The sequence below is a fragment of the Sphingobacterium sp. UBA7038 genome, from assembly GCF_002494055.1.
GTDB classification, from domain to species: Bacteria; Bacteroidota; Bacteroidia; order Sphingobacteriales; family Sphingobacteriaceae; genus Sphingobacterium; species Sphingobacterium multivorum.
In genome coordinates, this window is the sequence record NZ_DLAV01000039.1 from 287,948 (window position 1) to 312,079 (window position 24,132).

The 24,132-nt window shown below is 41.5% G+C and carries 20 protein-coding genes; 17 read left to right on the forward strand and 3 right to left on the reverse strand.

Annotated elements, in window-relative coordinates:
* The first annotated feature begins 33 nt into the window (after nt 1-33).
* The 9 genes from B3H30_RS22830 (at nt 34) to B3H30_RS22870 (ending at nt 10,274) form a co-directional block, all read left to right on the forward strand.
* Nucleotides 34-291: a hypothetical protein gene (locus B3H30_RS22830; RefSeq protein WP_070569685.1), complete on the forward strand. Its 258-nt coding sequence runs from the start codon at nt 34-36 to the stop codon at nt 289-291.
* A 186-nt stretch (nt 292-477) separates the two neighbouring features.
* Entirely contained in the window at nt 478-1,548 is a 1,071-nt protein-coding gene (serC, locus tag B3H30_RS22835; protein WP_070569687.1) for a 3-phosphoserine/phosphohydroxythreonine transaminase, read from the forward strand.
* A gap of 144 nt (nt 1,549-1,692) precedes the next feature.
* Complete coding sequence (locus tag B3H30_RS22840) at nt 1,693-2,640, forward strand: D-2-hydroxyacid dehydrogenase (RefSeq protein WP_070569689.1); 948 nt, start codon at nt 1,693-1,695, stop codon at nt 2,638-2,640.
* A 124-nt stretch (nt 2,641-2,764) separates the two neighbouring features.
* Nucleotides 2,765-4,078, forward strand: coding sequence for an aspartate kinase (locus B3H30_RS22845; protein WP_046675821.1), 1,314 nt, complete (start codon nt 2,765-2,767; stop codon nt 4,076-4,078).
* Nucleotides 4,079-4,093: 15 nt separating this feature from the next.
* Complete coding sequence (gene lysA, locus B3H30_RS22850) at nt 4,094-5,254, forward strand: diaminopimelate decarboxylase (RefSeq protein ID WP_070569692.1); 1,161 nt, start codon at nt 4,094-4,096, stop codon at nt 5,252-5,254.
* Nucleotides 5,255-5,391: 137 nt separating this feature from the next.
* A complete protein-coding gene (locus B3H30_RS22855) occupies nt 5,392-6,150 on the forward strand; it encodes a prolipoprotein diacylglyceryl transferase (RefSeq protein WP_070569694.1) in 759 nt (252 codons plus the stop codon).
* Nucleotides 6,151-6,155: 5 nt separating this feature from the next.
* Complete coding sequence (locus B3H30_RS22860; protein WP_070569697.1) at nt 6,156-6,395, forward strand: hypothetical protein; 240 nt, start codon at nt 6,156-6,158, stop codon at nt 6,393-6,395.
* Between the two features lie 11 nt (nt 6,396-6,406).
* Entirely contained in the window at nt 6,407-7,810 is a 1,404-nt protein-coding gene (locus tag B3H30_RS22865; protein ID WP_070569699.1) for a radical SAM protein, read from the forward strand.
* Nucleotides 7,811-7,874: 64 nt separating this feature from the next.
* On the forward strand, nt 7,875-10,274 hold the full coding sequence (locus tag B3H30_RS22870; protein WP_070569701.1) for a mechanosensitive ion channel family protein: 2,400 nt from the start codon (nt 7,875-7,877) through the stop codon (nt 10,272-10,274).
* Nucleotides 10,275-10,328: 54 nt separating this feature from the next.
* Here B3H30_RS22870 and B3H30_RS22875 read toward each other — a convergent pair whose 3' ends face one another.
* Nucleotides 10,329-11,159 (reverse strand): helix-turn-helix domain-containing protein, encoded by an 831-nt coding sequence (locus B3H30_RS22875; protein WP_159332891.1) that lies wholly within the window; start codon nt 11,157-11,159, stop codon nt 10,329-10,331.
* Nucleotides 11,160-11,267: 108 nt separating this feature from the next.
* Here B3H30_RS22875 and B3H30_RS22880 point away from each other — a divergent pair, with 108 nt between their 5' ends.
* Entirely contained in the window at nt 11,268-12,182 is a 915-nt protein-coding gene (locus B3H30_RS22880; protein ID WP_070569706.1) for an AEC family transporter, read from the forward strand.
* Nucleotides 12,183-12,412: 230 nt separating this feature from the next.
* Nucleotides 12,413-12,859, forward strand: a complete 447-nt coding sequence (locus tag B3H30_RS22885; RefSeq protein ID WP_070569708.1) for a DoxX family protein — start codon at nt 12,413-12,415, stop codon at nt 12,857-12,859.
* A gap of 37 nt (nt 12,860-12,896) precedes the next feature.
* On the opposite strand, the gene purL is transcribed toward B3H30_RS22885, so the two are convergent.
* Nucleotides 12,897-16,628: a phosphoribosylformylglycinamidine synthase gene (purL, locus tag B3H30_RS22890; protein ID WP_070569710.1), complete on the reverse strand. Its 3,732-nt coding sequence runs from the start codon at nt 16,626-16,628 to the stop codon at nt 12,897-12,899.
* Between the two features lie 150 nt (nt 16,629-16,778).
* Between purL and B3H30_RS22895 the strand changes: the two genes are divergently transcribed.
* The 5 genes from B3H30_RS22895 to rny all read left to right on the forward strand — a co-directional run bounded on the left by B3H30_RS22895 (nt 16,779) and on the right by rny (nt 22,332).
* A complete protein-coding gene (locus B3H30_RS22895; RefSeq protein WP_139145085.1) occupies nt 16,779-17,123 on the forward strand; it encodes a hypothetical protein in 345 nt (114 codons plus the stop codon).
* Between the two features lie 219 nt (nt 17,124-17,342).
* Nucleotides 17,343-19,739, forward strand: a complete 2,397-nt coding sequence (gene pheT, locus B3H30_RS22900; protein ID WP_070569976.1) for a phenylalanine--tRNA ligase subunit beta — start codon at nt 17,343-17,345, stop codon at nt 19,737-19,739.
* A gap of 40 nt (nt 19,740-19,779) precedes the next feature.
* Complete coding sequence (locus tag B3H30_RS22905; protein ID WP_046675830.1) at nt 19,780-20,085, forward strand: hypothetical protein; 306 nt, start codon at nt 19,780-19,782, stop codon at nt 20,083-20,085.
* A gap of 54 nt (nt 20,086-20,139) precedes the next feature.
* On the forward strand, nt 20,140-20,430 hold the full coding sequence (locus B3H30_RS22910) for a cell division protein ZapA (RefSeq protein WP_046675831.1): 291 nt from the start codon (nt 20,140-20,142) through the stop codon (nt 20,428-20,430).
* Between the two features lie 348 nt (nt 20,431-20,778).
* Nucleotides 20,779-22,332, forward strand: coding sequence for a ribonuclease Y (rny, locus tag B3H30_RS22915; protein WP_070569714.1), 1,554 nt, complete (start codon nt 20,779-20,781; stop codon nt 22,330-22,332).
* A 335-nt stretch (nt 22,333-22,667) separates the two neighbouring features.
* On the opposite strand, the gene B3H30_RS22920 is transcribed toward rny, so the two are convergent.
* The gene (locus tag B3H30_RS22920; protein WP_286834863.1) at nt 22,668-23,318 is read right to left on the reverse strand and encodes an HAD-IA family hydrolase; all 651 of its coding nucleotides are present in this window, start codon (nt 23,316-23,318) and stop codon (nt 22,668-22,670) included.
* 141 nt (nt 23,319-23,459) lie between these two features.
* On the opposite strand from B3H30_RS22920, the gene B3H30_RS22925 reads away from it, so the two are divergent.
* The gene (locus tag B3H30_RS22925; RefSeq protein WP_046675834.1) at nt 23,460-23,987 is read left to right on the forward strand and encodes an Mpo1-like protein; all 528 of its coding nucleotides are present in this window, start codon (nt 23,460-23,462) and stop codon (nt 23,985-23,987) included.
* Nucleotides 23,988-24,132 lie beyond the last annotated feature (145 nt).

Here is a 24,132-nt window from a genome sequence, read left to right on the forward strand (position 1 = left end):
AAGCAGAAATTTGAATAAAATTTCTGCTTTTTTATGGATTACAATCAGCTGCCACTTTTTATAAAGGAATCGACCGTTTTTACGGAGAACGAAAAAATGAAGTTGGCTCAGGTCGACCGTTTACCCACGCCACAGGAGGTAGATGATATAACGAGTCTCCCTGAAATTTACGAATTGCTAAATGCCTTTATTGGTGATCAATCTTCTCGTAATACCCATCTTCAGCTCAAGGCTAAGGAGTATTTGCAAGATAATCAGGTAGATATGGCATGGAAAGTGTTGCTTATTTGATGTTTTTTGCATTGAATTAGCTGTTTGTTGTGCGATCTTTTTATTGAAATCATTTAGAATTTTATAAATTTTCAATAAAAAAACAGATTAGTTGAAAAATATATAATTTTATTTTACCTTTGGTTTTTAAACAACGGATTGCTTAGCTAGGGTTAAAAAATAGCAATCAAACAAACTATAACATCAATGAAACATAATTTTGGAGCAGGTCCATGTATTCTGCCAAAGGAAGTATTTCAACAAGCCTCAGAAGCTGTAATTGATTTTAACAACACCGGTTTATCAATTTTAGAGATCTCTCACCGTTCCAAAGAGTTTGAAGCAGTGATAGATGAAGCCACACAATTAGTACGCGAGTTATTGGCAGTACCTCAGGGATATTCGATTCTTTTCCTTCAAGGAGGGGCAAGTTTGCAATTTGCAATGGCGCCGTTGAATCTTTTACCTGAAGGCGGTAAGGCTGCTTATTTGGATACGGGTGTATGGGCTACAAAAGCATTAAAAGAAGCTAAAAAATTCGGTACAGTAGATGTTGTAGCTTCGTCGATTGATAAAAATTATTCCTATATCCCTAAGGGATATGCCATCCCAACAGATGCGGCATATTTTCATTATACAGCCAACAATACCATTTACGGTACGGAGGTTTTTGATAAACCCGAAACCGCTTTGCCAGTGGTTGTTGACATGTCTTCTGATATTTTTTCACGTGAGATCAACGTTGCTGACTATGATTTGATTTATGCTGGTGCTCAAAAAAATATGGGACCTGCAGGTGTTACACTCGTGATTGTTAAAGATGATATCTTAGGTAAATCAGGACGTATTCTTCCATCGATGTTGGATTATCAATTGCATATCAACGGTGGTTCAATGTACAATACACCACCGGTATATTCGATTTTTGTTTCGATGTTAAACCTTCGTTGGTTAAAAGCAAAAGGCGGTGTTTCGGTATTGGAACAAGAGAATATCATCAAAGCACGTGCTTTATACGATGAAATCGATCGCAACCCATTATTCAAAGGTACTGCTGCTGTAGAAGACCGTTCACGCATGAATGTTACTTTTGTGATGGATACACCAGAGTTGGAAGCTGAATTTTTGGCTTTGGCGAAAGAACGTAATTTGATTGGCATCAAAGGTCACCGTTCTGTCGGTGGATTTAGAGCTTCAATCTACAATGCTTTACCATTGAGCAGCGTAAATGCGTTGATTGATGCCATGAAAGAATTTGAGGACACGCATACAGCCTAAGGCTGCATGCATGTTGCTGAAATTTAACAGTTGACGAATAAATAATTAGTTAGATTACGAATTATAAAGGTCGTATCGTATTCACGGGATTGGATCTTCCAATGAGTTGAATGGTACTGCTACCTTTAAAAACGAATTATAAAGATGAAAATATTAGCGAATGACGGTATCGATCCACTAGGAAAAAAAATGCTGGAAGATGCCGGTCATAGTGTAGATACAACGCATATTCCACAAGAAGAGCTTCCAAAAAAGCTTCTTGCTTATGACGCAATCACGGTACGTAGCGCAACTAAAGTGCGTCAGGCCCTGATTGATGGCTGCCCTAATTTGAAAGTTATCGGCCGTGGTGGAGTAGGCATGGATAATATTGACGTAGAATATGCCCGTTCAAAAGGCATCGCTGTTGTCAATACCCCGGCGGCATCTTCGCTATCCGTTGCTGAGCTGGTGTTTGCTCACCTATTGAATGGTGTCCGCTTCTTATACGATGCCAACAGAAAAATGCCAGTTGAGGGCAACACAAAATTTGGCGCCCTTAAAAAAGCTTATGGTGCCGGTACGGAGCTTCGTGGTAAGACGATCGGTATCGTTGGATTTGGCCGTATCGGTCGTGAAGTTGCCAAAATCGCCATTGGTCTAGGGATGGATGTGGTTTATACGGATTTGTTCGAAGGGCCAAAAGCGTTGACCATAACACTTTCAGGTGGTATCCAGGTTGACGTGCCTATTCAACAAGTGGAGATGGACGAGCTATTGAAAGTTTCAGATTTTATCTCTTTACACGTTCCATTTTTGGATAAACCAGCGATTGGAGTTGCGGAGTTCCCATTATTGAAAGATGGTGTAGGCTTAGTCAATGCTTCTAGAGGTGGCGTTATTGATGAGTTGGAATTGGTGAAAGCATTGGATTCGGGCAAGGTAGCATTTGCTGGTTTAGATGTATTCGACAACGAACCTACTCCACGTGAGGAGATTTTGAAACATCCGAAAATTTCATTGACGCCACATATTGGAGCGGCAACTAATGAAGCTCAAGAAAGAATCGGCGAAGAATTGGCCGGTCTACTGATCGAAAACTTGAAGAAGTAATTCTTCCGCATAACATATCAGATATGCGGCACAAAACTTTCATGATTTTGTGCCGCATTTTTTTAATATAAATTCATGAATTGCCTATATTGGCACACAGAAATTTAATAATTGTAACTTCAGTATGAAAGTTTTAAAATTTGGTGGTACTTCCGTGGGGAGTGCAGCACGTATCAAAGGGTTGTTGGATATTGTAAACCCTGCTGAACGTCAGATCGTCGTGTTGTCCGCAGTTGCTGGAACGACAAATGCTTTGGTTGAAATCGGTCAAGCTTACACAGCAGGTAAGAAGGACGAAGCTAAAGAGTTGGTCAAGAAGCATAAGGATAAGTACGAAGACCTTATTAAAGAACTTTTCAGTACTGAACAGGGATATAAAAATGGTAAAGAATTGATCGATTACCATTTTAACCTGATTTCTACCTTGGCCAACGAATTGTTTACACCCATCGAGGAGAAAGTTATTTTAGCACAAGGCGAATTGATGTCTACCGCTTTATGGCATTTTTACCTGAATGAAATTGGCGTAAAATCCGTGCTTTTGCCAGCCCTGGACTTTATGAAAATTGATGAAGACAATGAGCCTATGGTTGATTACATTGGCGAAAAGCTAAGCCATATTTTGGCCCAGAGTCCAGAAAATACCCTATTTATCACGCAAGGTTTTATTTGCCGTAATTCTTTTGGTGAAATTGATAATTTGCGCCGTGGAGGTTCAGATTATACGGCTTCCTTGATCGGGGCAGCAATCCGTGCCGAGGAAGTTCAGATCTGGACTGACATCGACGGGATGCACAACAATGATCCCCGTGTTGTCAAAGGAACCACACCGATTGCACATCTAAGCTTTGATGAAGCAGCGGAGCTGGCTTATTTTGGTGCTAAAATCTTACATCCACAATCGGTGTTCCCAGCGCAAAAATATAACGTTCCAGTTCGGTTGTTGAATACGATGGAACCCAATGCAAAAGGGACATTGATCAGTAAAGACGGTGCGCAGAAAGGTTGTATTCGTGCTATAGCAGCGAAAGACGGTATCACAGCAATTCATATCCATTCGTCGAGAATGCTACTTGCCTACGGTTTCCTGCGCCGTGTCTTTGAAATATTCGAGCGTTATAAAACACCAATCGATATGATCACAACTTCGGAAGTGGCGGTGTCTTTGACGATTGATGATACCACAAATTTGGCGGATATTATCAAAGAAGTGGAAGATTTTGGTTCAGTAACAGTGGATGGTGATCAGACCATTGTATGCGTTGTAGGGGATTTTGGTTTGAATAGCCATGGCTATGCCGCTCGCGTACTTGATGCTGTAAAACACCTTCCAGTTCGTATGATTTCGTATGGTGGTTCAGACTTTAACGTGTCAATTCTATTGAATTCAGATCATAAAACTGAAGCATTACGTTCATTGCACAATCGTTTATTTTAAGAATTAGGTTTTTATATGATAAATACAGGTATCGCGGCGAAGTTTGCAGAGAAAGAAACGCCGTTTTATTATTATGATCTGCATGTGTTAAACAAGACCCTGGAGGCTGCGCATGCTGCTTCGCACAAACGGGGATTTCATGTTCATTATGCATTAAAGGCCAATTTTAATGACGAGTTATTGAAGGCGATTCAAGCGGTCGGCTTTGGTGCGGATTGTGTGAGCGGCAATGAGGTGAAGAAAGCCATTGAATGTGGCTTTGATTCCAAAAAAGTTACTTTTGCAGGAGTTGGTAAATCCGATAAGGAAATCAATTACGCGCTCGATCAAAATATCTTCGCGTTTAATGTTGAATCCATTCAGGAGCTTGAGGTCATCAATGAGCTTGCCTCAAAGAAAGGTGTAAAAGCGAATGTAGCTTTACGGATCAATCCAAACGTGGATGCACATACCCATCATTATATTACAACAGGGCTTGATGAAAACAAATTTGGTGTGCCCAATGCCGATTTGGAAAAATGTGCAGCCGTGCTTAAAAAATGTGAGTCTATTGAATTGGTAGGTCTTCATTTTCACGTCGGTTCACAGATTACGGATATGACCGTATTCAAAAGCCTGTGTGTGAAAGTCAATGAATGGAAAAACTGGTTTGAAGAACGCGGTACACAAATCCGTGTATTGAATGTCGGTGGCGGATTGGGGATAGATTATAAAAATCCGGATGGGAATACAATTCCCGATTTTGAAGCCTATTTTGATATTTTCGACCGCTTCCTGGAGCGTACAGCACAGCAAGAAGTGCACTTTGAATTGGGACGGGCTTTGGTTGCGCAATGCGGAAGCTTGGTAAGCCGTGTCTTGTATGTCAAAAATGGTGTCAAGAAGAATTTCTTGGTATTGGATGCCGGAATGACTGAATTAATGCGCCCGGCCTTGTATCAGGCCTATCATAAAATTGAGAATATCAGTGCGGTGGACACTGTAGAATCCATTAACTATGATGTGGTTGGACCGATCTGTGAATCTTCAGATTGTTTTGGTAAGGAAGTGCCACTTCCGGTCTCAAAACGTGGCGACTTAATTGCCATTCGTTCTGCAGGCGCCTATGGCGAAGTGATGGCTTCGCGTTATAACCTCCGTGAGGAAATACGGTTTGTGTATAGCAATCAGCTTTAATAGCTGTCGTAAAATAATTATTCTTAAGCCAGTCCATTTCTCGGACTGGCTTTTTTTGTTTTTAAATGCTGGCGTCCTGTCTGCTTGGTGAGCAATTTTGTTTATCATTTTGTTGATCGTCTTTCGTATACTTGTTTATGCTTGTGCTAATTGAATTTCCGGTTACGATAGATTTGTTTGGAAAAACATTTCTCTTACATCCTTTTATGGAAGGGTTGGGGATGTTTATAGGGATGCGTTATTACCAACTGCTCAAGTGGAAGGATGAGGAAAGTTTAGGGCATACCAATTCACTTCTTATTGTTATTGCTGCCGGCTTAGGCGCTTTAATCGGCTCGCATATTATCGGGTCCCTCGAGCGTCCGGCTGAGTTGCTCAATGCGACACATAAATGGACCTACATCTGGGTGAATAATACGATAATCGGTGGTTTGGCAGGAGGTTTGGTTGCTGTAGAAGGGATGAAAAAGATCATGGGTAAAAAAGAAAGTACCGGGGATCGGATGGTCTTTCCTTTAATTACCGCAATTGTCATTGGCAGGATAGGATGTTTTTACACGGGTGTATTCGAGCAGACCTACGGTTTTCCCACTACCTCTCCATTGGGGATGTACTTGGGCGATGCCTACAAACGGCATCCAGTTGCGCTGTATGAAATCGCATTTTTGCTGCTTTTATTTGTAACGCTCCAACTTTTTAAACGACGATACAATTATCGAAATGGTGTGTTGTTTCAGCTTTTTATGCTTAGTTATTTTAGTTTTCGTTTCCTTTTGGACTTTATTAAGCCACGGGCAATTATACTTTTGGGGCTAAGTACCATACAAATTACCTGCATCGTGGTGATAATTTATTATATTTATTTATTAAAAAATGAACGTTTAATCAAAAAATAGGAATCATGTATTTGCTTGAAGGATCATTTGGATCGGAAAGTACCGCGATGTTGGGACTTTTTCTTCTTACTATAGGTGCTATTGTGATTGGCATTGCACTTTTGGTTATTATTATCGGCTCGATTATTAAAGCAGGTAATAAGGAGTCGAAGTTTAATGTCAATCCCTGGCTTAAATTATTGTTGGGCGGAATTGGAGCAATGCTGGCAGGGGGGCTTGCCTGCGGACTTACCTTTATGAACTAGAAATCAGAACGATGCCAGTAAGAAACTATACGTACTACGATTATACCATTAGCCTATGTCCAACATGCCTTTCGCGTGTGGGTGCCAAGATTATTATCGAGGATGAACAGGTATTTATGACCAAAAACTGTCCCAATCATGGTTTTTTCAAAACGCTGATTGCGACGGATGTTGACTATTATAAGAACATTCGGAATTATAATAAAGCCTCCGAAACACCGTTGAAATTTGACAATGAAGTACATTATGGCTGCCCATACGATTGCGGTTTATGTGTAGATCACGAGCAGCATAGCTGCCTGTCCATTGTTGAGGTGACCGACCGTTGTAATTTGACCTGCCCAACTTGTTACGCCATGTCGTCGCCCCACTACGGACGACATCGCTCGCTGGAAGAGATTGAACAGATGTTTGACAAAATCGTCGAAAGTGAGGGTGAACCGGATGTTGTTCAGATCAGCGGTGGAGAGCCAACCATACACCCTGATTTTTTTAAGATTTTAGACATTGCGAAGACAAAACCTATTAAGCATCTCATGCTCAATACGAATGGTATCCGAATTGCCAATGATCCTGGTTTTGCTGAGCAACTCGCCACCTATGCGCCTGAATTTGAAATCTATCTCCAGTTTGATTCTTTTCGCCCATCCGTGCTCGAAAAGTTTCGGGGCAAAGATCTCACGGATGTCCGAAAAAAGGCCATTGACAAATTAAATGCGCTCAATCTGAGTACAACATTGGTTGTGGTCTTAGAAAAGGGAACCAATGATGATGAAATTGGTAAAATCTTGGAGTACGCTTTACAACAGCGATGTGTACGCGGGGTAACTTTTCAACCGGTGGAAATTGCCGGGCGAAATGCGACCGATGCACAGCAGCATAAAATGACACTGACCGAGGTGCGTCAGGAAATTCTGAATCAATATTCCCTATTGGATCCACATGATATTATTCCTGTTCCTTGTAATCCTGATGCGTTGGCGATGGGTTATATCCTGAAGATAGGCGATGAGCGGATACCCTTGACCCGGCATATTGATCCGGCTATTTTATTAAATAACCAATCGCGCAATACCATTGTCTATGAACAGGACAAAGGTGTTCAGATGCAATTGCTGGATATATTTAGTACCGGAATTTCGGTGGATAAGGTAAAGCCAAAAGTAAACCAGTTACTTTGCTGTTTGCCAGAAGTGTGCGCACCTGATCTTGATTACGACAATCTTTTCCGCATTATCATTATGAATTTTATGGATGCCTACGATTTTGATGTTCGTGCTGTTAAGAAATCTTGTGTCCACATCGTCAATAAAGACTTGAAGTTGATTCCTTTTGAGACGATGAATTTATTTTATCGTGATGATAAAATAAAACGGCTGGAAGAACTAAAACTCTCCGATGCTATTCGATTTTAACAGGAGATAAGTTATTTTTGTCGGAGAAAAACCTTTGGTCCTTTCTTTGCAATTTGTAGTTTCCATGGCATTTGACTACCTGTTGCCAGGAAAGAAAGTCAACAAAATTAGAAGTATGAAATTGGGCATTGTTAAGCGTTTTATTTTTGTCTTAAGTCTCTTGACTTTTCAGCTGCACGGATTTGCACAGGACTCCGTTCAGGTTCGGAAGAATCAGATAGGCGATCGCACGGCGAGCCATAGCAGCCTAAGTAGACGGTCGAATGTGGATTCGACGCGGGTTGGAAATGACTCACTGCGGAATGAGCTACGAAATGATCTGCGCAAAGTAAATCTAAACTTTTTATCCAATATTCGTACGGCTTCCATGGCCGAGCTTATCGCGCAGCTGAATGAAAAATCCAATGGCTACTTGACAACGAATGCTGGATCGGCTAAAGATAGTATTGCTTTAATAAAAAATAGTATCCATGAAGAAATCAGCCAGTTGAAGTCAATTAAAGGCAGTATCAGCAATTATTCCAATAGCCTCAATGTGACAGCAGATCAGATCAAGACGCTGATCAACCGCTATGATATCAGTGCCAATAATCACAGTAGAGCGTATCAATATCTCGACAATGCGCAGCTTAAACTAGCTGCAAAACAAGATTCGCTGGAAGCGATCAATCGGACGATTGATGAACTTATAGCTAAAAATCAACGTCATCTGATTCGGATTGAAACCGTTCACGAAATAAAAAGCGGAAACAAAAAAGCCGATTCCGTGACCGCTAAAAGTTCGATATGGAAAGCCAATACGGCAGCCATCTCTAAAGATGTGATCTTAAATAATATCCGGAGTAATTACAGTAACAATAAGTCGATAGACAAATATGTGAATCGGACAGATTGGGCGAGCCGTATCCTGTTGATTGTACTGGGATTGGGGTATTGCTACTGGATTGTACGGGTGTCTTATATCCTTCGGCAAAATGATCCTGAACATAAACTTGCGATTGATGCGATCGTTGGGAAAACCATTATTTTTCTCCTGACACTGTTGCCTTTTGTAAACTTCTTTACACCAAGTTTCATTTTGCAGGCTTCCCAATTGGTCATCATGTTAATCTTCATGTTTTTGCTCAGGCATCGCATGAGTGGATTGCAGCGTAAAATTGCCATTATCCTTATTGTATTCTATATCCTGGATGTATTTGTCAATATGATCGTAAGCGATGACCTGTTTTTACGTATCGTTTGTATTGCCTTCAATTTGATTGCTTTAGGATTGGTCAGTTATACGAAACGGCGTATAAAGAATGCGGATAGTCCGGGTTATATCAGTAATTTTATTTATGTAATTTTTGCTATACTCAACGTGACCGCAATTACACTGAATATTATCGGGCATGTGGAGCATTCACGTAGTTTTAGTATTGCCTGTGCTGTGGGGCTGGTGCAGTCTTTTACACTGCAGTATTTTTCGGATATGATTAAGGCGGATGTCCGCAATCAGTTTAAAAAAGATCGGCTGACTTCCGGTTTTTGGATGCGTTTCAACGAGCAGCGCACCTTGGCTATCATCACCGAAATTCTGCGTATTGTCTGTGTGCTTTTGGCGATCATTGTGCTGGCAAATAACTTACAGTTTATTGAAAGTTTATTGGCATTGAGCGAAACATTCTTCGGAAAAGTACGCAGCATCGGCAGCATCTCTTTTACCTTAGGAAATCTTGGTGTAGCGGTTTTACTGCTGTTGGTGGCCAATTGGTTTCAGAAAAATATTAGTTTGATCGTTCTTGGTGGTGAAGACGGTCAGCTCAGCCAGGTCTATAATCAGAAGATGACCTTATTTCCGCTCTTTCGCTTGGCCATTATTCTGATCGGTTTCTTTATGGCCATCTCGGCCCTGGGTATGAGTTTGGACAAACTTACGGTCGTGATTGGCGCATTGAGTGTTGGTATCGGACTCGGCATGCAGAATATCATCAATAATTTTGTCTCGGGCATAATTTTGGTTTTTGATAAGCCGTTTCGCGTTGGTGATCAAATTGAGCTTGCCGACAAAAAAGGGCGCGTCAAGGAAATCGGTATACGCGCCAGTGTTTTAAAAACAGGTGATGGTGCAGATGTCATTATTCCAAATGGTGATTTGCTGTCGGGAAGGGTTGTCAATTGGACCTTATCCCAAGAATACAGCAAGACAAGTTTTGTTCTCCATATCGATCGGAAAGCAGATTTGGACCAAGCCAAACAATGGATCAAAGACGCTATGGAAAGTAGTGACCATTTTATCAAGGATAGAGATAGCGGAATCAGTATACAGGACATCAGTGCTGAGATGATTTACCTGAGTGTTTCCGGCTGGGTAAATTTTGCTGCCAATGCTTCTGCCTTTAAAAATGATGTCTTACTTGTATTGTATAAGAAGTTTGAAGCTGAGGGCTTGAAGTTTTATAGCGTCATTCCACCCAAGATTTAGCCCATTCAATTGCAATTTTTCCGCGTATACAGGGTGTATTATCTGGAAAGCCTACTATTTAGTCCGCTGAGTTCGATAATGTAAAGGACTAAATCCCCGGGCGCGTTTGTAGAAATGGGAAAGATGGCTCTCGTCAGTAAATCCGAGTTCTGCAGCAATTTGTTTCAAGGTATAATCTTTGGATTTAAGTCTGTTCTCGATGAGTTCGATCCGGTAGGTATTGATATACGCTCTTAAACTGCTGCCGAAGTTCTTCTTAAAGTAGGTCCCAAAATAGGATGGGGCAATATTGAATTTCTGAGCCAGTAGGCTGACCTGAAGTTGTTCGGGCGAAAAAATATGCTGATGAATGTAAGCCGAAATCGATCGGTCAACATATAGTTCATGCTGCTGGGGTATACGTTGCGTCTCTGCTATTTCTTTGAAGAGCCCAAAGATCGCGACGAGTTGGTCAAATAGCCAGTCCGAATGCTCGCGGACTGTGGTATGACTATACAGTCGGACCGCTTCCAGGATATGAGTGTAAATCAGGCGATAATGCTCGTCCATATCCAATTGGCGTTCCTTTAATCCCCTGTCGTTCATCAGCTCCATAATCCAGGCATAGCGCTTTTGATTGCGTTTATTCTGCAGGAAGTAGGTATCTGTAAATAAAATAAACAGAAAATGTGTCTTTTCTTCAATGTTAAAATAATGCTTGTCTGCCGGACTAATTAAGAATACATCACCACGTTCATAGTTCAGTTCAAATCTGTTGATCACATGGGTTCCTTTGCCTGAACGAATATAAACAAGCTCATAATAATTCTGTTCATGTGGAGGTAAATGAAAGCTATCCTCAATAAATTCACTGATCCGCAAAGGCTCAAACTGTTTTTTGCGCATTATTCTCCTGATTATATATCCGTAAATGTACATAAAAATAATGTATTTGTACATGTTATTGCCTGCTGTACTATTGCACCTTTGTGTCGTATAAAATGGTAATAAAACATGGTCAATTTTATAATGATTGCATTTTGCATCGCGGCAGGGATGCTGTTAAAGCGAACAAATTTAATTCATTCCGAAGCACATAAAGGGATCAATACCTGGATTCTTTATTTTGCCCTTCCAGCGGTGTCTTTCAAATATATTCCGAAGATTGTATGGTCATCGCAATTACTGTTTCCGGTGTTTTCGGCAATCCTCGTTTGGGCAGGTAGTTGGTTATTTATGGAAATGTACTGTAGGCGTAAAAACTATAAACAGCGTTCGCGCAGTAGTTTGGAATTGGCCGCTGGTTATAGCAATACGTCCTTTATTGGCTTTCCATTGATCATCGCCTATTTTGGCGAAGCCCAGTTGCCGATTGCGATTATTTGCGACCAAACCACATTTATTCTACTTTCTACAGCTGGACTTATCAATGCACTGCGAGCGAATGCCCAAGATGGCGAGGCGATCGATGTCAAATTTATGCTTCGAAAGTTAGTCAGCTTTCCACCCCTGATCGGTTGTATAACAGCCTTAATGCTGTCGCAATTGGTTGATCTTTCGGTTGCCGAGCCTTTTTTTGATAGGCTGGTGGCGACCGTTGGACCCTTGGCCTTATTTTCTATTGGTTTACAGTTGAAGTTTGATGGCTGGCGACAACAGATTTCGCAGATCAGTACAGCGATGAGTTATAAATTGATTCTTGCCCCAGCATTGGTATTATTATTTGCTTTACTACTTGGTGTAAAGGGCGCTGTTGCGCGGATTAGTATATTCGAAGCGGCTATGCCAACCTTGGTAACCTCAGGGATCATTGCCGAGCAATACCATCTGAATACCAAATTGGTCAATCTGGTGATCGGTTTTAGTATCGTTGTGGGGCTGCTGACAACCGCGTTTTGGGATTTTGTCATTCGATTTTTTTTCTCCTAATTTATGGTTGCATTGATTGATTGATTGATTGATTGATTGATTGATTGATTGATTGATTTTGGAAACAGCGTGAGGCCTCATTTGCCAACGATTGGTTTGAGCAGAAGTGTTGCGTAGGAGTGGGCTGTCTTCACTTCGTAACATTTTGATAGTGAATCATCTCATACAAACAACTTTTTTACTGTTCAATTGTTATTAGGCTATAACCATCTATAAAAAGGAGGTATGTTATGAACCTGATACACAAAATTGAGCATTGGGGCGATGCACATCACCCACAATGGATCGATTACCTAAGAATAGCCTTAGGGATCGTTATTTTTGCCAAAGGTGTAAGTTTCGTAAATGATAGGGACGTTGTTCAACACATGATTGAGCAAAGTAGTTTCCACTTATCATCATGGGGTGCGGTTCACTATGTGGTTTTTACCCATTTGGTAGGCGGGCTGTTCCTTATCTTAGGTTTTCAAACCCGTTTAGCCTCATTACTATTATTTCCGGAATTGGTAGGGGCTGTATTTTTTGTTAATATCACCCACGGGTTTAGTTATTTGAATTCCGAATTGTGGCTTTCTATAGTCGTATTCTTTTTGCTGATCTTTTTTATGGTCATGGGCTCTGGAAAATACTCCCTAGATCAAATGATGAACAAACCAGGATACAAAAGGGATATCTAAAAAAAACTCCTTCATACATGAAGGAGTTTTTCTTTTTTTATTTGCCTTGCTCGTCAATCCATTGACGTGCATTAACGAATGCTTCAATCCAAGGAGAAACTTCGTCCTGACGACCTTTTGGATAATTTGCCCAATGCCATTGGAACACCGAACGCTCAATATGTGGCATCGTAGCCAAGTGGCGTCCAGTCTTATCGCAGACCATTGCTGTATTATAGTCCGAACCATTTGGGTTATGCGGATATTGCTCATAAGCATATTTTGCCACGATATTGTATTGCTCTTCCGCATACGGAAGGTTGAATTTTCCTTCCCCGTGTGAAATCCAAACCCCTAAGGTACTTCCCGCTAGTGTCGATAACATGACCGAATTGTTTTCCTGAACTTTTACAGACACAAAGTTTGACTCGTGTTTCCCTGAAGTATTGTGTAGCATTTTTCCATGGATTTCATGCTCAGGATTGATCATTTCAAGTTCCATAAATAACTGACATCCATTACAGATACCAACCGAAAGTGTATCCGGACGAGCAAAGAAGTCGGTTAAGGCTTTTTTCGCTTTTTCATTGTAAAGGAAAGCACCGGCCCAACCTTTTGCCGAACCCAATACATCTGAGTTCGAGAAGCCTCCGACGGCACCGATAAATTGGATGTCTTCCAATGTCTCACGACCAGTGATCAAATCGGTCATGTGAACATCTTTCACATCAAAGCCTGCCAAGAACATGGCATTTGCCATTTCGCGTTCGGAGTTGGAACCTTTCTCACGAAGGATTGCCGCTTTCGGACGTGCTTTAGTTCCGTCGATTTTTGGTTTCTTACCATCAAATTGACTTGGGAAAGTAAAGGCTAGGGGTTGGTGTTTATAATTATCAAAACGTTGTTGTGCAGTTCCATTTTTAGATTGCTTGGAATCCAAAAGGAAGGATGTCGTAAACCATCCATCACGTGTTGCTGCTACATCAAAGCTGAATACCGCTTCTTGATTTTTAATTGTTACTGTATTACCTTCGATCACCTGACCAATTTTAACCGCGTCTACACCGGCATCTTTCACGATCGCTTCAAATGCAGCGTCGTCTTTCGCTTGAAGGACAAGTGCAATATTCTCATTAAAGAAGGCTTTTACGCTATCCGATTCATGTAATGCCGAAAGGTCATAATTGGCACCAAGATTAACATCGGCAAAGGTCATTTCCAATAAGGTTGTAATCAAGCCACCCGAGCCTACATCGTGACCAGCTTCGATCTGTCCTTCGTGAATTAATTGCTGTACGGTATTGAATGCTGTTTTAAAGTAAGCAGCATCTTGAATGGTCGGTACTTCAGTACCTAATTTATTGATGATTTGTGCAAATGACGAACCCCCTAATTTGAACTGATCTTTTGATAAGTTGATGTAATAGATCGATCCGGCTGTTTTGTTTAGCACAGGTTCAACCACTTTGGTGATATCAGTACAGTTTCCTGCGGCAGAAATGATCAATGTGCCAGGGGCAATGACGTTTTCGCCGTTTGGATATTTTTGCTTCATCGACAAAGAATCTTTTCCCGTGGGGATATTGATTCCCAATGCAATGGCAAAATCCGAGCATGCTTTAACAGCTTGGTATAAGCGGGCATCTTCACCCTCATTATTGGCTGCCCACATCCAGTTGGCCGATAGGGAGATTCCTGCAAGACCATTTTTGATTGGGGCAAATACGATGTTGGAAAGCGATTCCGCAATAGCCGTTCTGCTTGCCGCAGCCGGATCCACTAAGGCAGCCACAGGGGAGTGACCTATTGTTGTCGCAATACCTTCTTTACCTTTATAATCCAATGCCATGACACCGACGTTATTCAACGGCAATTGCAATGGACCCGCACATTGTTGTTTGGCAACACGGCCACCAACACAACGGTCTACTTTATTGGTTAACCAATCTTTGGAAGCAACCGCTTCCAGTTGTAATACTTGGTTTAAGTAGCTTGGAATATTAGCTGCATCATAAGCAAGATCAGCGTAGTTACGAACTACGGTTTTATCGCGCATGAAAGTTTTTGGCGATGAGCCAAAGAAATCTTCAAGGGCGTAATCCATTGGTTTTTCACCCGTACTTTTTGATTCGAAAATAAAGTGGTGGTCGCCAGTGACATCACCTACGGTGTACATTGGTGCACGTTCGCGATCGGCAACACGTTTTAAGGTGTCAATATCATCTTCGGCGATCACAAGTCCCATACGTTCTTGCGATTCATTACCGATAATTTCTTTTGCGGATAGTGTAGGATCGCCTACAGGAAGTGCATCCAGGTCAATCAAGCCGCCGGTCTCTTCAACAAGTTCAGATAAACAGTTTAAGTGGCCACCTGCACCATGATCGTGGATAGACACAATAGGGTTATGATCAGACTCTACTAAGCCACGAACAGCATTCGCTGCACGTTTTTGCATTTCGGGATTGGAACGTTGAATGGCATTAAGCTCAATTCCAGAACCAAATGCCCCTGTATCTGCAGAAGATACAGCAGCGCCACCCATTCCGATGCGGTAATTTTCTCCACCTAGGATAACAACTTTATCGCCAGTTTTCGGCGTATGTTTTTTCGCTTGATCCAGTTTTCCATAACCAACACCACCCGCTTGCATAATGACTTTGTCGTAACCAAGTTTACGGCCATCCTCTTCATGTTCGAAGGTCAATACAGAACCTGTAATTAAGGGCTGACCAAACTTATTACCGAAGTCAGAAGCACCATTGGAAGCTTTAATCAGGATGTCAACCGGGGTCTGGTACAACCATTGACGCTCTTGCATCGCATTTTCCCATGGCCGCGTTTTGTTGAGTTCCTTTGCCGGTTCAGTAACTGTTCCTGCCTGAAGGTCCAATTTATTTTGTTCCAATCGCGAATAAGCAGTCATGTATACGGCAGTACCCGCCAATGGAATCGCTCCTTGGCCACCGGCCATACGGTCGCGGATTTCACCACCTGACCCAGTTGCAGCACCCGAAAATGGTTCTACAGTAGTCGGGAAATTGTGTGTTTCAGCTTTTACGGATAAAACCGAATCAAATGCTTTCTCTTCGTAAAAGTCAGGTTTGTCGGCCGATTTAGGTGCAAATTGTGTGACACGTGGACCTTTGACAAAGGCAACGTTATCTTTATAAGCAGAAACAATCTCGTTCGGATTGGTTTCAGAAGTCTTTTTAATTAATTTAAAGAGGGAAGTGGGTTGCTCTTCGCCATCAATGATAAAGGTACCATTGAAAATCTTGTGTCTACAGTGTTCAGAGTTTGCTTGTGAAAAAGCGAATACTTCCGAGTCTGTAAGCAGACGACCCAATTTGGTCGAAAGGTTATTGAGGTAATCTACTTCTTCTGGATTTAGCGCTAGGCCCTCAGATTTGTTGTAGGCCTCGATGTCTTGAATTTCCAATATCGGTTCAGGTGTAATGTTGACGGTATACATGTCCTGTGTCAACATACTGAACTTTTGGGAAATCATTGGATCGAAGTCATTGAAATCCGCTGGTACCGGTTGAAATTCTTCTATACGAACAATTCCTGCAATTCCCATATTTTGCGTGATTTCTACTGCATTGGTACTCCAGGGAGTAACCATCGCGGCGCGGGGTCCTACAAAGTAATGGTTAAGGTTTTGGTCGTCTAGTTTTTTGGCGTTGCCGAATAGCCAGTTGAGTTTAGTAATGTCTTCTTGTGATAAAGAGTTTACGCTTTGAACACCATATACAGTGTTCGATGGGTTCTCAAAGAAATGAATCATTATAAATGTTTGTTTTGAACGTTCTTCAAATTAAAGCACAAAGTTACATATTATTTTTATGGAAATGACTGGATTTTTGATTAAAAAATAGGTCTTTAAGATTGGACATAAATAGGATAAAAATTGGTACAATTTGATAAGGCTTTTTTTATGAAATTGTGTCGGGCTTGCTTATTCAAGAGCGGAGTGTATATGCCTAAAGTCCGTTTAATTCCCTTTAAATCCGCTCAAGTCCGTACGCTATTCGGCAACGGATCAGGATTGCTTCGGGAACGGCTCGGGACAGCTTCGAGACAGCTTCGAGACAGCTTCGGCTGGGCTTCGACTGGGCTTCGGGAAAGATTCGGGTCCGCTTCGGCAAGGAGCCGAACAACGGCCGAACAGCAGGCGAAGCAATCCCGACCATGTTCAGGCCATGTCCCGAAGCTGCCCCAAACCAAGGCCAACGATGTGCCGACTAAAGCCCAAAGCACCTTGTCCATGCGGAAAACCTGAAAAAGCATAAGCAATAGCGCAAGAAAAACGCCCTGTGGCAAGTCGGTTTGTTCGCCGAAGCCCAACAACCCCTTAGATCATATGGTAATTTGTCATACAGCCGGTGAGGATAGGGGCTGCCAGCTATCTTCAAATTCAGGACTTCCGGCGATGATCGGCAAATTGACGTTGGATATAAACTCAAATTTATCTAAGTTTGTGCATCAAATCAGATTCGAGATGAATATTTCATATAATTGGTTAAAACAACACGTTAATATAGATTCGACACCGGAGGAACTATCACTGATCTTAACAAATACAGGATTGGAAGTAGAAGCTTTGGACGTCGTGCAGAGTATCCCAGGTGGATTGGACGGTTTGGTTGTTGGTGAAGTGAAAACTTGTGAACAGCATCCTAATGCCGATAAATTAAGAGTAACCACTGTTGATGTCGGTGGACCGGAGTTATTGCACATTGTATGTGGTGCACCAAACTGTCGTACAGGATTGAAAGTTATTGTTGCTACAGTAGGTACTACTTGCCATCCGCTTACCGGAGAGCCTTTTAAAATTACCAAATCTAAAATTCGTGGTGAAGTTTCCGAAGGTATGTTATGTGGAGAAGATGAAATCGGTTTGGGTACATCTCATGCCGGCATCGTTGAATTACCAGCTGACGTTGCAGTGGGGACCTTAGTGAAAGATCATTTCAATATCCAGGATGATTACCGTTATGAAATTGGCTTAACACCAAACCGTGCAGATGCTGCTTCGCATTTAGGTGTTGCAAGAGATATTGCGGCACATTTTCGTACACACGTGTTAAAGGCAGATGTTTCTGCATTTAAGGCTGCTGAGGCGGAGGGAACGACAGTGGTCGTTGCAGACGCACAGGCAAGCCCACGTTATAGCGGTATCAATATTACCGGTGTTCGCGTTGGCGAATCTCCCGATTGGTTAAAAGAGAAATTAAATGTTATCGGTGTTCGTCCGATCAATAATATTGTCGATGTTACCAATTATATACTACACGATTTAGGTCAGCCACTGCATGCTTTTGATGCTGATAAAATTGCGGGAAATAAAGTCATTGTTCGTTTGGCGACTGAGGGTGAAAAATTTGTTACGCTGGATGGTGTGGAGCGTACCTTGTCTGCAGAGGACTTGGTGATTGCTGATGCAGAAAAACCAATGTGTATTGCGGGTGTTTTCGGTGGAGCACATTCGGGTGTATCAGCCGAAACGACCAATGTATTTTTGGAGTCGGCCTATTTCAATGCTGTTTCTGTACGGAAGACCTCCAAAAGACATGGCTTAAAAACAGATGCCTCTTTCCGTTTCGAACGTGGTACCGATCCGAATATTACGGTTGAAGCCTTGAAGCGCGCAGCGTTATTGATTCAGGAAATTGCGGGTGGAACGATTTCATCGACGCTAAAAGATGAGTATCCCGTGGTGATTAACCCGTTTTCATTTCACGTGAGCTATGCGAATGTGGTTCGTTTGATCGGTCAGGCGATCCCAAATGAAGAAATTAAATCCATTATTGTCGCTCTTGGCATTGAAGTCGCTTCAGAAACTGAAACAGGACTTGATGTGTTGGTGCCTGCATACCGCGTTGATGTCACACGCGAGGTAGACGTTGTGGAAGAAGTGTTGCGGATTTATGGTTATAACAATATCGAGTTGAAGTCACAAATTAAGGCCTCTTTAAATACGGTTGAGAAGCCGGATAAGGAAGTTGTCTTAAATCAATTGGCTGATCTGCTCATCGCCAATGGGTTTCGTGAAATTCTGTCCAACTCCCTAACGAAGCTGGATTATGCGGATGATAGCGAAACGGCGGTCAAATTGTATAATCCATTGAGCTCGGATTTGGATACAATGCGTCAAAATATGGTTTTTTCTGTTTTGAGTGCGATTGAATATAACCAAAAACGAAGAAACTTTGACCTGAAGTTCTTCGAATTCGGTAAAACTTATGCGCTGGATGGTGAAGGCTATAAAGAAACGCAGCATCTGGCTTTTGCCATGGCAGGTAAAAATGAAGCTGAGCAATGGAACAGCAAAAAAGACGCGGTTAATTTCTATAACCTTAAAGCGGCTGTAGATACGCTTATCAAACGCTTGAAAATTGAAGGAATTCAGATACAAGATGCTACAAGTACACATTTCGCCTATGGTTTGAACTATATGAAAGGGCAGAAATGTTTAGTTTCTTTTGGTGCAATCGCGAACGCAGATTTGAAAAAAGCAGATGTTGAAGGTCAGGTTTTCTTTGCTGATTTTGACTGGGATGTTTTGATGAAAATTATTCGTAAGAATAGCATTCAATACAAAGAAGTTTCCAAATTCCCGGCTGTGCGCAGAGATTTGTCGCTCTTGATCGATGAAAATGTGAGCTTCGATAAGCTACAATTTGTTGCTCAAAAGACCGAACGCAAGCTTTTGAAGGAGGTAAATGTGTTTGATGTGTATAAAGGTGATAAAATTCCGGAAGGGAAAAAGTCTTATGCTCTGAGCTTTATCTTGCAGGATGAAGAAAAAACACTTACGGATAAGCAAATTGATGCGATAGTTCAAAAATTAATTGTTAATTTTGAGAAGGAACTAGGTGCGGAAGTGCGTGGTTAACGAGAGATACAACATTAATTGGTAATATTCAATTTATACTATGGCAACATTGTCTTCACAAATGAATCTGATCGTTGAGAAAACGAAAAATTTAATTCAATTGTGCGAAGTCTTGCAAGAAGAAAATGATTTGCTTAAATTAGAGGTACAATCCTTAAAAGTGGCTTTCGATGCGAGCAACGATAAGAGCAAGCAGTTGGAAGAGAAGGTCAAAGCGTTGGCAGTTGCCCGCACGTTAGATTCTGAAACGGATAAGGAAGCAATTAATGAAAAAATACTTGACACAAAACAAAAAATTAACGATTTTGTGCGGGAAATAGACAAATGTATTAGTTTGTTGAAATAGTTGGGAGAAGTGTTATCGGATTCAAACTAATACAACGTTAAAAAGCTCAAAGAAATGGGAGAGATTTCCATAAAAATAAATATCGCAGATCGTGTTTATCCCCTTCGGGTGGAGAGCGCGGAAGAAGAAGTAATTCGACATGCTGCGAAATTGATAAATGAAAAAGTAAAGGAATTGCAGGAAAACTATACTGTGAGAGATAAGCAGGATTTGTTGTCCATGTGTGTATTGCAATTTGCGACGCGTATGCTTAATGCAGAGCGGCAGTCCCAAAACCACGAAGTGGGCTTGGAAAATTCAGTACAGGAACTTGATCAGTTGTTGACGGATTTCTTTAAAAAATAAATTTACGTTCTTTATATTTAGAGCTTAAACGACGAATTTGCCGCAATTAAATTCGGGTTGTCACTATTTTAAACTTAACGCTTCAATATTACAGGCGCAAAAAGATATAGGCCATTTTGCGAAAGCCATCTGGGTCATAATCTAAGCCTAATTATGTAATCACGAAGTTTAATAATACATGAGACCTGTTTAAATTTAATTGCGGTTTTTTTTTGTCATGAAGTCTTATGAGCTTATCAGGCTCGCCACATTGGTGCATACCAAAGAAGGGGAATAGGACGATTCATGATTTTACTGGAATTTGAATATAATTAATAAAAACAAACATAATAATACAATTATACATACATGGACATCGCAATTTATAGCATAATTTCTCTGATTGTTGGTGTTGTTATAGGTCGTTATCTATTGGTTTTGTTGTTTAAAAAGCAAGAACAGGAAGCCAAGGATAAGGTAAATAGCATACTGAAAGATGCAGAGCAGGAAGGGGAACACATTAAAAAGAAACGCCTGTTAGAGGCCAAAGAAAAGTTCCTTCAATTAAAATCTGAACATGAAAAGGAAGTCAATCAACGTAACAATGCCATCAACCAGAAGGAAAATACGTTAAGACAAAAAGAGCAGTCAATTAACCAAAAATTGGAAAACATCAACCGCGACAAGCAGGACGTGGATACCAAGAAAAAGCAATTGGATAAATTGGTTGAACTGAATGAAAAGAAATCCGAGGAAGTAGAAGCGTTAAAATTGCAACAGATTAAGCAATTGGAAAGCATCGCTGGCGTAACTGCCGACGAAGCAAAAAATCAATTGGTGGATTCGTTGCGTGAAGAAGCCCGCTCACAAGCCATGATTCAAATCAAAGATATTGTGGATGAGGCAAAATTGACAGCGACTAAAGAGGCGAAAAAGGTTGTTATACAGACGATTCAACGCACCGCTACGGAATCTGCGATCGAAAATACCGTTTCAATTTTCAATATTGAAAATGATGAAATTAAAGGTCGTATTATTGGTCGCGAAGGTCGTAATATTCGTGCATTGGAAGCTGCAACGGGCGTAGAGATCATCGTAGATGATACACCTGAAGCAATTATCCTATCCGGTTTCGATCCTGTACGTCGGGAAATCGCACGTTTAGCTTTACACCGTTTGGTAACCGATGGACGTATCCACCCGGCACGTATTGAGGAAGTTGTTGCAAAAACACGGACGCAAATTGAGGATGAAATTGTTGAAATCGGTGAACGTACAGCGATCGATTTGGGGATCCATGGTTTGCACCCCGAATTGATTCGTATGGTAGGGCGTATGCGTTACCGTTCATCTTACGGACAGAATCTTTTACAGCACTCGCGTGAGGTTGCTAATTTTGCTGCGACAATGGCTGCAGAACTGGGCCTGAATGTTAAACATGCGAAACGTGCTGGATTACTTCACGATATTGGTAAAGTGCCTGATGACAATCCAGAGTTGCCACACGCTATTTTAGGTATGCAACTTGCAGAGAAATACAAGGAACACCCTGATGTATGTAACGCAATTGGTGCTCACCATGATGAGATCGAAATGACGGCTTTAATATCTCCGGTTGTTCAAGCTTGTGATGCGATTTCTGGCGCACGCCCGGGCGCACGCCGTGAGGTTGTAGAAAGTTATATCAAGCGCTTAAAAGAGCTGGAAGACTTGGCTTTATCGTATCCTGGGGTTGAGAAGACCTTCGCGATACAAGCTGGTCGTGAACTACGTGTCATCGTGGAGAGTGAGAAGGTCTCTGATGCGCAGTCGGAAATACTCGCTGCTGATATCTCTAACCGTATCCAAACGGAAATGACGTATCCAGGGCAAATTAAAGTAACTGTTATCCGTGAGACAAGATCGGTGTCTTACGCAAAATAGATCCTAAGGATCCATCATAAAAAAAGCTCCAATCAAAATGATTGGAGCTTTTTTTATGGAATTCTACAGCTTTCGCTCAACAGGATGATTTCAGTTATTCAAGGTGTTTGGGTATTGACTTGAACTGTTCTCAATAAACTTGGCCTGAGTAGAATTAGCCTGAATTGACTTGTGTCTTGCCTGGCGAATGGACTTGAATTGGTGTCAATAGACTGTATTGGAATTGATCTGAATAGACCAGACTTGAATAGACTGAACTTGAATAGACTAGACTTGAATCAAGTTGACCTAAATGGACTCAACCTAAATTGTCTTTAATTTAGGATCCCTATTTTTTAATTGAAAAATTCGATCAGGTCAGGCACTGTCTGGATGAGATAGGTCGGTGACTCCTGCTCGAGTTCGGCTTGGCTACCATAGCCATACAGTACGCCAACAGCATCCATGGCAGTTTCCCTTGCGCCAATCAGATCATGTTTACGATCGCCGATCATGAGGCATTCCTGTGGATTTGTTAGTTTGGCCTTTTCCATGACATATTGGATGACGCTGGTTTTGGTCGGTCTGGAATCGTCCAAAGCGCTTCCACCCGCAAAATCAAAATAGGTATTTATTTCAAAGTGTTGTAATATTTTGTGGGCGAATATTTCGGGTTTGGAGGTCGCCAGATAGATGCTGTACCCTTTTGTTTTCAGGAGCGTTAAAAGCTCGGGTATGGGATCAAACAGGATGTTCTCGTACAGTCCTATGGCTGAAAAGCGCTCCCGATATTTTTCTACACAGGCAATTGCTTCGCTTTCCCCAAATCCAAAGGTATGTATGAAAGAATCTTTAAGGGGCGGACCGATCAAGGGTTTGAGGCTATTCAGATCGGCTGTATGGATGCCTTTGGACTCCAAGGCATAGGCAATACATTTTGTAATCCCTTCTGCAGGGTCGGTCAGGGTTCCGTCCAGATCGAATAAGATATGTTTGTAAGACTTCATGCTGCAATATTACGGAATAGAATAGGAGTAAGCGAGTTTGTTTGCCCTGAAAGCAGATAATGACCTACGGCAGACCAAAAAATAGGGAATATTATCATTTTTAAGACCTAAGGCATGCTCAATATTTGTTAAATTTGCCGAATGAAACAAAAGAAGAAAGTTCAAGAAGTCGAACCTTTACGTCCCGTAGATAAGTATTTTGCGGAGCTGGATGCTAATTTTCAGGATCCGACCAACCGCCTGATTCAGGCCATCTTTTTACCATTATTATTTTTTGGTATCATGGGCTGCATCTGGATGATTCCATTTCCACAGTTCGAATTCTTGGTCAAACTCAATTGGCATACCTTTTTGAATTGGGGCTCTTTCTTCATCGCTATTGTCATTTATTATTATTTAAAGCTGTCTGCAACCTTGTCCTATGCGATATTATTCTCGATCGGGGGTATGAGTTTCTTTATCGTGCAACTGGAATACGCACAGAAGAACGGTGGCCCGGCTGTCATCTGGGTGTGTTTGGGAATCGCATTGCTATCTATTGTCGCGCTGTTTATCGGTAAGGGAAAGGAAAAGAAGAAAATCACAGGACAACAGTTTCTGCAGTTTTTACTTGTCGGACCGATATGGCTGTGGCATTTTGTCTTTAAAAAATTGAAATTAAGATATTAATTGAGCTGTCCTTAGGAGCTGATCGCATTGCATCTGATCGCATCCTAATCGGGGGCTTAAAAGAACGGGGCCAAATTGCTTGCAATTTGGCCCCGTTCTTTTAGTTGAGCGCTGACATAGATCGGGGATATCCGACAGCCATGCG